Here is a 10,980-nt window from a genome sequence, read left to right as displayed (position 1 = left end):
AAATCGCTTTAAAAGCACTCTTCAGCATAGCCTTGTATCATCAAGGCTATGAACACACAAAACACACTCCTCACAACACACTGGCAACTTGCACCAAGTCTTGATTCTCAAGCAGTGCAAGGCGTTAATGACATTCATCAGTGCATTGACCATATTCTTTCCACGATGAAAGGAACAGATGTGTTGCGTCCTGAATTCGGCTCCGATCACTTTCAATATATCGACCAGCCCGAAGACATTGCCATTCCCAACATCGTGCGGGAAATCACACTTGCTCTGCAACGTTGGGAAAAACGCATCAACATTGATTCAGTGGACGTTGATGGCATGGCTCCGCACTTTGAATTTGTGATTTATTGGTCACTTACCGAGGATGTGTATCGCGAAATTTACGTCACGAGGGTCGCCCAATGAATAGATATGATGTGAAAGTCGTTGATGACAACGTAGAAAGCATTTTGCGCGACGCTATTGCGCAGTATGAAAAACGTACCGGCAAAATCTTACAACCAGCACACATTGAACGTTTACTTATCAACGTGTATGCACTGCGTGAGAGCCTAGCGCGCCAAGGTATTAACGAAGCCTTTCGCCAAACATTTCCACAATACGCCACGGGACTTGCTTTGGATTTATGCGGCGAAACTTTTGGTTGCTATCGTTTGCTGGATAAACCGGCTCGCACGATTCTACGCTTTAATATTAAAGGTGATCACCCGTCCGTTTTAATCCCGAAAGGCACGCGCGTTGCCGTTAGCGATGACATTGAATTTATTACACTGAATGATGATGTGATTACACCGCTTATCGCTTACGTCGAAATTGAAGCTGCTTGCAATAAAGCCGGTACTGCTGGCAATGGTTGGGAGCTTGGGCGCGTAAAAACACTAAAAAGTGCGGTCAATTTTGCGGGCGAAATCACTGTCACCAACATTGATGTGCCAAGTGGTGGTTTAGCGCGTGAAGAAGATGACGACTACCGCAAGCGAATTCTTGCCGCACCGGAGGCCTTTACCAGTTGTGGTTCCGTTGCCGCTTACGATTATCACACCCGCGCTGTATCGCAAGACATTGCCGATGTGAATGTCTCCAATCCACGTGGCGGTTTAGTGCGCATTACCGTACTCACAAAAACGGGCTTGCCTGACAGTCGTTTGCTTAATGATGTTAAACAATACGTCAGCCCGGAACGCCGTCGTCCATTGTGCGATACCGTGGAAGTGATAGCACCGACCAAACGAGACTACCAAATTAATGCAACATTAACGTTACTCGATGGATATCGTGAAGATATTGTAAAAACCAAAGCCCGTGAGGCTTTGCAACAGTATTTATCTGACAAAACCAAGAAACTTGGCATTGATGTTGTTCCATCTGCAATTATCAGTGCGTTACGAGTGGAAGGTGTATATGACGTCAATTTGATTGAGCCGGCAAAAATTGTGGTTAGTGAAACAGAATGGGCAAACTGTACTGCGATTAATGTTGAAGTTGCTCAGGAGCGCAGTAATGGCTAGCTTAACTTATGCAGACGTCATTTCGCGTGAAACTAAGTATAAATCTCTGGCAGATTTAAGCGCTCGTATGCGAGATCTAGATAAAAGTAAAGTGATGACTACCTTAGTTGAATTACTCGATGATGAGTTTATCCCTTTACTTGCTGAAAAATGGAGTGTGACTGGTTATGACGGCGCGTTTTTAGCCGAAAGTGATAATTCGAAACGCAGTTTAATTAAGGTCGCGATCGAATTGCATCGTTACAAAGGCACGCCATGGTCGATTCGTGAAGTGTTGCGGCGCTTAGGTTTCGGTGAAATTGAAATTGATGAAGGGTTAAAAGCACGGACTTATGAGCATAAATTTGTGCAGACGATACCGTTAAGTGATAAATGGGCTTATTACGCCATTCGACTAAATCAACCGATTACCAATGACCAAGCGCAACAACTACGTAAGATTTTACGTAATTTCGCCCCAGCACGTTGCACATTAGCCGTACTGGATTATAAATCCGTACCGCTACGTTACAACAACAAAGCCCGTTATAACGGCAGTTATAACCACGGTTCAAACTAGATTTAAACCTCATTTAAAGGATAGTTATGGCTAATTTAAAAGAACAAGAAAAGTGGGAAGACGGAGTTTATCAAATTGAAGAAAACGACCCTGTGCTTGGCGGTGAGAATGGCATTACAAATAAACCCATTAAACAACTCTCCAATCGTACATTATGGCTTAAAAAGACATTGGAGCTATTTGGTAAGAAATCCGCACCGAAAGATTTAACTGCAGATAGCACAAGCACGGCTGATGAATCCGGCCATAGTCATAAATTACCGGCAGGTTCAATAACACAAAAAGGTATTTGGCAAGCGACTAGCGATACCGGTATTGATAGTGATGGTTTGGTATTGACAGCTAAAGCAGGTAAAAAACTCGCGCAACTGATTGCGACGGTGCAGCTTGCGTTAAATAACTATATCCCTCTTAGCAAACGATCATCCGCAGTCAATAGCAACGATGAAAATAATGTAGCAACATCAAAAGCGGTTAAAACGGCTTATGATAAAGGCGTGGATGCGAAAAATGCGGCAGATAATGCTCAACGAGCGGCAGATAATGCCAACAACAACGCCAACACCCGTGTCGCTAAATCAGGCGATACAATGACGGGCAATCTCACCGTGCCAAATCTTATCGTCAATGACCCAACAAATAATAACAACTTTGTGCAAATCGGCGATGATACGAAGTTAATTGATGTTGACATGGGGCAGACCGTTGGATTGCAAACAACAGGCAATGCAAATGATGCCTACATTGCCTATGGAGCAACCAAAAAACGATTTGGCTTTGATGGAGCAAATTTTTCAGCCGAGAGTGGTCTTGGTGCTCAATGGTTTGGGAGTCAAAAACGAGGCGAAGGAGCCTACAGTCAACAATGGCAAACAGAGGCACCTTATCATGTCAATGCGGGTAATGCTAATGGCTCAAATACATATTTTCCATATTTAAAAGGTAAGGTATTAAATGGGGATGGATGGGGGTCTGCATTTTCATTTGGATACACTACGCCTGGTGCAAGAAATCAGTTTGGTGCTGGGATTATCCATCTCATTGAGGACAATGGTAGAGAAAAATGGTGGGAGTTTGCACACAACGGAAACTTTAGATCTGCAGCTGATGTGGTAACAGGCTCAGGTAAAAGCTTAAATAATACCCACCAACAATCTTATGATTATGTTCAAGTCACAAGCTCTGGGCACTACGGCGGTTTAAGCATTCTCAAACCAGATGGTAAATCCATGCGATTTGAGCGTGAAGGCAATGCATTTAAGTTTTGGAATCAGGATATGTATAGCATTTTGATGCCAGAGCGTGGTGGTACTGTGTTGCTCGATACCGATTTTTTCTACCAAAAAATCGGCAACTTTGAGATTCGAAAATATCCAGATGGGACGATGATACAGACCAATACAGTCAACTTCAGAGGTGGGTATTCGCACGGCACGGTTTATTCATTTAATTGGGCAGTATCATTTGTGGCGGCCCCAATGGTATTCGGGAACGGCAAGGCGGTAGAAGATTATAGGCTTGTAGATAGATTCCAAATGGACATAAAGACTAAGTCAAATGGGTCGACTTATTACTATTACCTATACGATCCAGGCGGAGAACAAGGTGATTGGGATATGCAATTTTTAGCAATTGGGAGATGGAAATAATGACAATGTATTTTAAAGATGGCTTTTTTGATGATTCTTATGGTGGTTTTGTGCCAGAAGGTGCGGTAGAAATTAGCCAAGATAAATATATTGAGCTACTTAACGGACAATCTCAAGGCAAGCAAATCATCGCAGACAAAACAGGCTACCCTGTACTAATTGACCCACAACCTAGTGCGGCACATATATTAAATCTAGATACGCTGACTTGGGAAATTTCAGCCGAAAAACAAACCGCACTTTTAGCCGACAGCCAAACTCAACTTATCGCCAACATCGATGAGCACGCGGCAAAAATCTACAGCACTTGGACACGCTTTGAGAGTGAGTATCGCGAACGCCAAGCAGCGGCAGAAGCCTTTAAAGCCGCAAATTATGAGGGCGAATGCAGTCGTTATGTCACAGACTTCGCAAAACGTGCAGGCTTAAACAACAAAGCCGCAACAGATTTGATTTTAGTGCAAGCGGCTGGGCTTGAGAAATTACAGGTCGAACTAGCAAACCAACGTATGCGTAAATATGAGCTCAAAGCACCAGGTTTAACGCTTGAGCAAATGCAAGCAACTTATGACGACATCATCAAACAAATGAATAACTTGATGGAGGCATACCAAAATGGCTAAGTTTTATTTGGCGATGTACAAACACAAGCGTGACTGGCTTAAAGAACCAGTCAAAGCAATTGCTGACTGCATTACTCGATTTTTTACCAAAGGCAAATATTCGCATTGTGAAATTGCCATTGAGCGTATTGAGTTTGGCAATGGGCATCATTATGAGCATGAGACAGTATATGACTGCTACTCCTCATCGGTACAAGATGGCGGTGTGCGTTGCAAACAGATTGATGTATCCGATAACACAAAATGGGATTTAATCCCACTCAACAATGTTACTGAGGAACAAATCAAGGCCTATTTTGACCGCACTTTGGGTTGTAAATACGACTGGTGGGGGGCGTTAGGTATCGTGCTGGGCATTAAGCAAAAACGCAGTAAGTATTTTTGCTCCGAGTGGTGTTTCAACGCAATCAAAGGCGGCGACCAAGGTTGGCGATTCAGCCCAAATCAACTGGCAACGATTTTTAAAAAAGGATAGATACAATGCCAAACAAACAAACAAACAAACAAACAAACAAACAAACAAACAAACAAACAAACAAACAAACAAACAAACGGAGTGTACTATGTTTAAACAAGCTCCACTACCATTTGTTGGGCAAAGCGAATGTTTTTAAAGCGATTCGAAGAAGTTTTAAACGCGAATATTAAAAACGACGGTGAAGGCTGGACTATCATTGATACATTTGGCGGGAGTGGTTTATTAAGCCATGTCGCTAAACAACTCAAGCCTAAAGCATGCGTAATTTATAACGACTTCGATGGGTATGCTGAGCGATTAGAATATATTGACGACATTAATGCACTTCGCGCGCAGCTTTACGCGGTAGTCGGTAACGCTACGCAAAAAAACAAAAAATTGACGAAGGAATGTAAGGCGGAATGTATCAAAATCATTCAAAATTTCAAAGGTTATATTGACCTGAATAGTCTGGCGAGCTGGCTTCTGTTTAGTGGCCAACAAGTGGCAACATTGGATGATCTATTTCAGAATGATTTTTGGCATTGTGTTAGACAGTCTGATTATCCGAAAGCGGATGGATATTTAGATGGGCTTGAGATTACACGCGAGTCATTCCACACGCTTTTACCTAAATTTAGCGGCTACCCTAAAACCTTATTTGTTCTAGATCCACCATATTTATGCACCCGCCAGGAAAGCTATAAACAGGCGACGTACTTTGATTTAATCGACTTCCTCCGATTAATCAACCTCACGCGCCCTCCTTATGTATTCTTCAGCTCAACAAAGAGTGAGTTTGTTCGCTTTATCGAATACATGGTAGAGGATAAAGTTAATAATTGGGAGGCTTTTTACAACTCAGAACGCGTTGTTGTTAAGGCTTCAGCAAGTTATTCCGGAAAGTACGAAGATAACATGGTTTATAAGTTCTAAGACTTAAAATAAAAACGCCCTTTAATGATGATTTAAAGGGCGTTTTATTTCTCAAAATTCGTGGATTTTAACCGCTAAAAATGAGAAACTTGAAGTGTTTTAAATTTCTCACATTTAGCGGTTACGTTTCTCAAAATTCGCGAACGGCAACAGGTGCGATCTCTTTTATTTGTTTTCATATACATGTGCCACTAACTGACCATTCAAGTATTCGCCAATATACACTTGCTCAATCGTCATGTTCTGTTTTTCTAACTCAGCTTTAACCCATTCTTCATCACGATCAATAATTTCTAAAACATCATCATCTAATTGTCCATCAATAATTAATGGATAACGTAAATCATCATCACCGTATCGAATAATCGAAAGTTGTCCATTTTGTTCAAATACCGCACGTTTAACCGTTTTGATTTCATAAATACCGGCAGCACGTAACTTAAACATGAGGTCATAAGCAGTAATACCGTTTTTCATACATTCAGCAGTTTTTACCTTGCCGTTTGAAATCACCGGAACTGGTTTACCATCAATCAACGATTTAACTAATTGGTTATGGTTTTTGATAAAACGAAGGGTAAAAATCAATAATGTCCAAAGTACGAGTACTAAAGAGAACTGAAATACCCCAATACTATCACTATAAATCACACCACCAATGATGCCACCCAGCACAAAGTTTTGTGCCTGATCCATCGCGGAGGTCGGCGCGAGGTTGCCTTTGCCCATTAAGTGAATTTGAAGTACGAGTCCAACAATACCCATGGCCAATTTTAAGCCTAATAATGTGTAGCCATCCATTATTTATCCTCCTTATCAATCACAGTAATATTAGGGTTTACTAAGTTAATTGGGGATAAGGTATACGCTGAAAAATCATTATTAAAATGGACTTCGAAATACTGATCCCGAATATTTAAAATCATGCCGTTCATTAATGTACGGCTATTGGTACGAATATCTTCTTTCTGTAAATTTTGACTGTCTTTCACCGAATTTAAAAATGTCACCACGCTAGAGATATCAGCTGCATAGACTTCATTTCGCTCATATTGCTTATATTGCACACCGAGCAAGAAAATAATTAATAAAAGAAAGATAATACTGAGATCGCGATATTTGGTTTGTAACCGATGACGTAAATATAAGCTTGTCACCACAAGCAATGCACCTAACGAGACAAAAATGGCGATATATTTAAAATAACCTTCAAAAGACATCGCATTTTCTAAAAAAGCAAAAGAGAAAAAAGACATTTGTCATTCCTAATTTTAAAGAGAAAAACAAGCTACCACTGTAGCACAACGAAAACTGACTAGCTATTTTTATCACAGAAATTAAATTCGTTTTTCCGAAAAATCCCTTTTATAATGACCGCACTTTTGAAATAAAAAAGAGAAAAATATGAAAGCAATTCAGCCGGAAGATCAGGGATATTGGCTATTCACCAAAGGATCGACTCTTTATTGGCAGGAAAATGATCTGCCTTTTGGAACAGCAAAGGAACTCGGCCTCATAACGCAAAAAGTAATGTTGCTCGGGAAATGGAAATCACAATCTTTATGGCTTGTGGCAGAAAATGATCAAGATGAACGAGAATACCTTTCCTTACGAAGTTTGTTATCTTTACCAACTGAAGATTTTCATTTATTAAGCCGAGGTGTGGAAATTAATCATTTTCTGAAAACCCATCAATTTTGCGGAAAGTGCGGTCAAAAAGCGGAACAAACTCACGATGAGCTTGCGATTCAATGCACAAGTTGCGGCTATCGTACTTACCCCGTTATTTGCCCTTCGATTATTGTCGCCGTTCGCCGTGGCACAGAGATTTTGTTAGCCAATCATCAACGCCATTACACGCCAGGTAAAGCGCGTATATACACCACGTTAGCGGGCTTTGTGGAAGTGGGCGAAACCTTTGAAGATGCGGTTCGCCGCGAAGTCTTTGAAGAAACGGGTATTCGCATTAAAAATATTCGCTATTTCGGGAGCCAACCTTGGGCATTCCCTAATTCACAAATGGTGGGATTTTTAGCTGATTACGACAGCGGAGAAATTCAACTGCAAGAAACAGAACTGCATGATGCACAATGGTTTTCTAGCGCTGCCCCCTTGCCAGAATTACCGCCAACAGGTACTATCGCACTCAAATTAATTAATGCTACGCTTGAACTTTGCAAAGCGGAACAAAATAGATAAAGGAAAGTCCATGTCTGAATTAAAAAATGATCGTTATTTAAAAGCCTTATTACGTGAACCAGTGGATATGACACCCGTATGGATGATGCGCCAAGCTGGACGCTATTTGCCTGAATATAAAGCAACACGTGCAGAAGCGGGCGATTTTATGTCTCTTTGCCGCAATGCGGATTTAGCTTGTGAAGTTACCTTACAGCCACTTCGTCGCTATGCTTTAGACGCGGCTATTTTATTCTCAGATATTTTAACTATTCCTGATGCAATGGGCTTAGGCTTAAGTTTTGGTGCAGGTGAAGGCCCGAAATTTGCTCATCCAATTGAAAACAAAAGTGCGGTCGAAAATTTACCGATTCCTGACCCTGAAGGCGAACTTCAATATGTGATGAATGCTGTGCGTACAATTCGTCGCGAACTAAAAGGCGAAGTGCCACTGATTGGTTTCTCTGGTAGCCCGTGGACACTGGCAACTTATATGGTTGAAGGTGGTAGCAGCAAAACCTTTAATAAAATCAAAAAAATGATGTATGCCGAACCGCAAACCTTACATCTTTTATTAGATAAAGTGGCGGATTCCGTGATTTTATACCTAAACGCACAAATCAAAGCAGGTGCACAAGCGGTCATGGTATTTGATACTTGGGGCGGTGTGTTAGGTCATCGTGAATATTTAGACTTCTCTCTGCAATATATGCACAAAATCGTCGATGGTTTAATTCGTGAACACGATGGTCGTAAAGTACCGGTAACCTTATTTACTAAAGGCGGCGGGTTATGGTTAGAAGCCATGGCTAATACAGGCTGCGATGCGCTAGGATTAGACTGGACAGTTAATTTGGCGGATGCAAAAGCGCGTGTGGGTCATAAAGTGGCGCTACAAGGCAATATGGATCCAAGTGTGTTATATGCACCTGCAGAGCGTATCGAGCAAGAAGTGCGGTCAATTTTATCCGATTTTGGTCAAGGCAGCGGACATGTATTTAACTTAGGTCATGGAATCCACCAAGACGTGCCGGAAAGTGCACCAAAAATCTTCGTGGATGCCATTCACGAATTTTCTAAAGCCTATCATAAATAAGCGAGAAAAAAATGCGAAACCCAATTCACAAGCGTCTCGAAAATGTTGAAAGCTGGCAACATCTGACCTTTATGGCCTGCTTATGCGAACGTATGGCGCCGAATTTTACCTTGTTTTGTCAAATGACCGAACAGGAACAAGCAGAAAAGACCTATCACAACATTTTAAATTTAGTGTGGGAATTTCTAACCGTTAAAGGGGCGAAAATCAATTTCGAAAACCAATTAGAGAAGCTCGAAGAGATTATTCCTGATGTGAATAATTATGACTTCTTTGGTGTGGTACCCGCTCTCGATGCTTGTGAAGCGTTAGGTGAATTATTGCATGCCATTATCGCAGGCGAGACGCTCGAAAAAGCGATTCAAATCAGCCAAATTTCGTTAGGCACAATTTGTTCCTTGTTAGAAACCCAAGAAAACCGTAATCTTTCTGAAAGCGAACTGAAAAGCCATGAAGAAATTGAAGAAGAACTTGATCTACAATGGCAAATCTATAGATTACTCAAAGACTGCGAAAAACGAGATATCGATCTAATTTTATCTCTCCGAAACGAGATTAAGCAGGACGGAATCTCCAACATCGGTATAAAAATCGAGCAATGACGTGAGATTTGTCACAATTTTTACAAATCATGCTTTTATTTCCTAAAAAGTTCGATTATCCTTTACCGAGCGTTAGCTAATAACGGCTAGACTTAGCTAAATAAAATCAAATTTTAATTTAACAGAAGGTACAAATTTATGAACAAAACAGATTTAATTGATGCGATTGCAAGTGCAGCTGAATTAAACAAAAAACAAGCTAAAGCTGCATTAGAAGCAACTTTAGACGCTATCACCAACAGCCTTAAAGAAGGTGAATCGGTACAATTAATTGGTTTCGGTACATTCAAAGTTAACCAACGTGCAGCACGTACTGGCCGTAATCCACAAACAGGTGCAGAAATCCAAATCGCCGCATCGAAAGTACCTGCTTTCGTATCTGGTAAAGCATTAAAAGACGCAATTAAATAATTTGTTTTAAAACGAATTAAAATTAAACCCTGCTTTGTCAGGGTTTTTTATTGTCTAAATTTTAGCTTTACAATCATCATTTTGTCGATATAATTCCGAACCGAAACTTATTACGGAACATAAATAATGAAACGAAACATTCAACACCGAAATACCCAACAACGCAGACATGCCATTATGCAACTGCTACAAGAACAAGGTGAAGTCAGTGTAGAACAGCTAGTACAGTTATTTGACACCTCTGAAGTGACAATTCGAAAAGATCTCACTGCATTGGAAAGTAATGGTTTTCTTCTTCGTAAATACGGTGGTGCTATTTTAATGCCACAAGAAATCATCGAAGAAGAACAAGATGATGAACTTTCGCAACGAAAGTTAGTCTTAGCAAAGGCAGCTGCAGAACGTATTCGTGATCACAATCGCATTATTGTGGATAGTGGCAGTACAACCGCTGCATTGATTAAACAACTTAATCGCAAGCAAGGATTAATTGTGATGACAAATTCGCTTTCGGTGGCAATCGAATTACGCTCACTCGAAAATGAACCGACGCTCTTAATGACGGGAGGCACTTGGGATATGCGTTCTGAATCCTTCCAAGGCAAGATTGCCGAACAAGTGCTACGTTCTTATGATTTTGACCAATTATTCATTGGAGCCGATGGCATTGATTTAGAACGAGGGACAACAACATTCAATGAGTTAGTTCGCTTAAGCCAAGTGATGGCTGAAGTATCTCGTGAAGTGATTGTGATGGTGGAATCACAAAAAATTGGCAGAAAAATGCCAAATGTGGAATTAACCTGGCAGCAAATTGATGTACTGATTACCGATAACAAATTATCTCAGGCCGACAAAGACGCCATAATGGCACAAGGCGTAGAAGTAATTTGTGTAGATGTGGCATAAAGTGCGGTCAGAAAAACAAGACTTTTAATTTGAGTAAATAAGG

13 protein-coding genes and 1 pseudogene are annotated in these 10,980 nt (G+C 40.9%); 12 read left to right on the top strand and 2 right to left on the bottom strand.

The features are described 5' to 3' along the window. Positions 1-48 precede the first annotated feature (48 nt). From EL215_RS04325 to EL215_RS04295, 7 genes and pseudogenes are all read left to right on the top strand, one after another. Positions 49-414, top strand: a complete 366-nt coding sequence (locus tag EL215_RS04325) for a GPW/gp25 family protein (protein WP_126470405.1) — start codon at positions 49-51, stop codon at positions 412-414. Continuing rightward, positions 411-1,517, top strand: coding sequence for a baseplate assembly protein (locus tag EL215_RS04320; protein WP_126470403.1), 1,107 nt, complete (start codon positions 411-413; stop codon positions 1,515-1,517). The genes EL215_RS04325 and EL215_RS04320 overlap by 4 nt, the downstream gene beginning before the upstream one ends. After that, on the top strand, positions 1,510-2,076 hold the full coding sequence (locus EL215_RS04315) for a phage tail protein (RefSeq protein WP_126470401.1): 567 nt from the start codon (positions 1,510-1,512) through the stop codon (positions 2,074-2,076). The genes EL215_RS04320 and EL215_RS04315 overlap by 8 nt, the downstream gene beginning before the upstream one ends. A gap of 26 nt (positions 2,077-2,102) precedes the next feature. Next, positions 2,103-3,725 carry a phage tail protein gene (locus EL215_RS04310; RefSeq protein ID WP_126470399.1) on the top strand — a complete coding sequence of 541 codons (1,623 nt, stop codon included), beginning with the start codon at positions 2,103-2,105 and terminating at the stop codon, positions 3,723-3,725. Continuing rightward, complete coding sequence (locus tag EL215_RS04305) at positions 3,725-4,348, top strand: hypothetical protein (RefSeq protein ID WP_126470397.1); 624 nt, start codon at positions 3,725-3,727, stop codon at positions 4,346-4,348. The genes EL215_RS04310 and EL215_RS04305 overlap by 1 nt, the downstream gene beginning before the upstream one ends. Next, on the top strand, positions 4,341-4,823 hold the full coding sequence (locus EL215_RS04300; protein ID WP_126470395.1) for an enoyl-CoA hydratase: 483 nt from the start codon (positions 4,341-4,343) through the stop codon (positions 4,821-4,823). Before EL215_RS04305 ends, EL215_RS04300 begins: the two co-directional genes overlap by 8 nt. Before the next feature lie 88 nt (positions 4,824-4,911). After that, positions 4,912-5,741, top strand: a pseudogene (locus EL215_RS04295) (hypothetical protein). Between the two features lie 165 nt (positions 5,742-5,906). On the opposite strand, the gene EL215_RS04290 reads toward EL215_RS04295, so the two are convergent. After that, positions 5,907-6,542, bottom strand: coding sequence for a DUF421 domain-containing protein (locus EL215_RS04290; RefSeq protein ID WP_126470391.1), 636 nt, complete (start codon positions 6,540-6,542; stop codon positions 5,907-5,909). Beyond that, complete coding sequence (locus tag EL215_RS04285) at positions 6,542-6,997, bottom strand: DUF3290 family protein (RefSeq protein ID WP_126470389.1); 456 nt, start codon at positions 6,995-6,997, stop codon at positions 6,542-6,544. Before EL215_RS04285 ends, EL215_RS04290 begins: the two co-directional genes overlap by 1 nt. 148 nt (positions 6,998-7,145) lie before the next feature. On the opposite strand from EL215_RS04285, the gene nudC reads away from it, so the two are divergent. From nudC to EL215_RS04260, 5 genes are all read left to right on the top strand, one after another. Beyond that, entirely contained in the window at positions 7,146-7,940 is a 795-nt protein-coding gene (gene nudC / locus EL215_RS04280) for an NAD(+) diphosphatase (protein WP_126470387.1), read from the top strand. A gap of 10 nt (positions 7,941-7,950) precedes the next feature. Then, entirely contained in the window at positions 7,951-9,015 is a 1,065-nt protein-coding gene (gene hemE, locus EL215_RS04275) for a uroporphyrinogen decarboxylase (protein ID WP_126470385.1), read from the top strand. 11 nt (positions 9,016-9,026) lie between these two features. Beyond that, positions 9,027-9,617 (top strand): YjaG family protein, encoded by a 591-nt coding sequence (locus EL215_RS04270; protein WP_126470383.1) that lies wholly within the window; start codon positions 9,027-9,029, stop codon positions 9,615-9,617. 138 nt (positions 9,618-9,755) lie between these two features. Then, on the top strand, positions 9,756-10,028 hold the full coding sequence (locus EL215_RS04265) for a non-specific DNA-binding protein Hbs (protein ID WP_049356119.1): 273 nt from the start codon (positions 9,756-9,758) through the stop codon (positions 10,026-10,028). Positions 10,029-10,154: 126 nt separating this feature from the next. Continuing rightward, entirely contained in the window at positions 10,155-10,937 is a 783-nt protein-coding gene (locus tag EL215_RS04260) for a DeoR/GlpR family DNA-binding transcription regulator (protein ID WP_126470381.1), read from the top strand. Positions 10,938-10,980: the final 43 nt, after the last annotated feature.

The organism is Haemophilus parainfluenzae (genome assembly GCF_900638025.1).
Classification (GTDB): Bacteria; Pseudomonadota; Gammaproteobacteria; order Enterobacterales; family Pasteurellaceae; genus Haemophilus_D; species Haemophilus_D parainfluenzae_J.
This window is presented reverse-complemented; position numbering and strand designations above follow the sequence as displayed.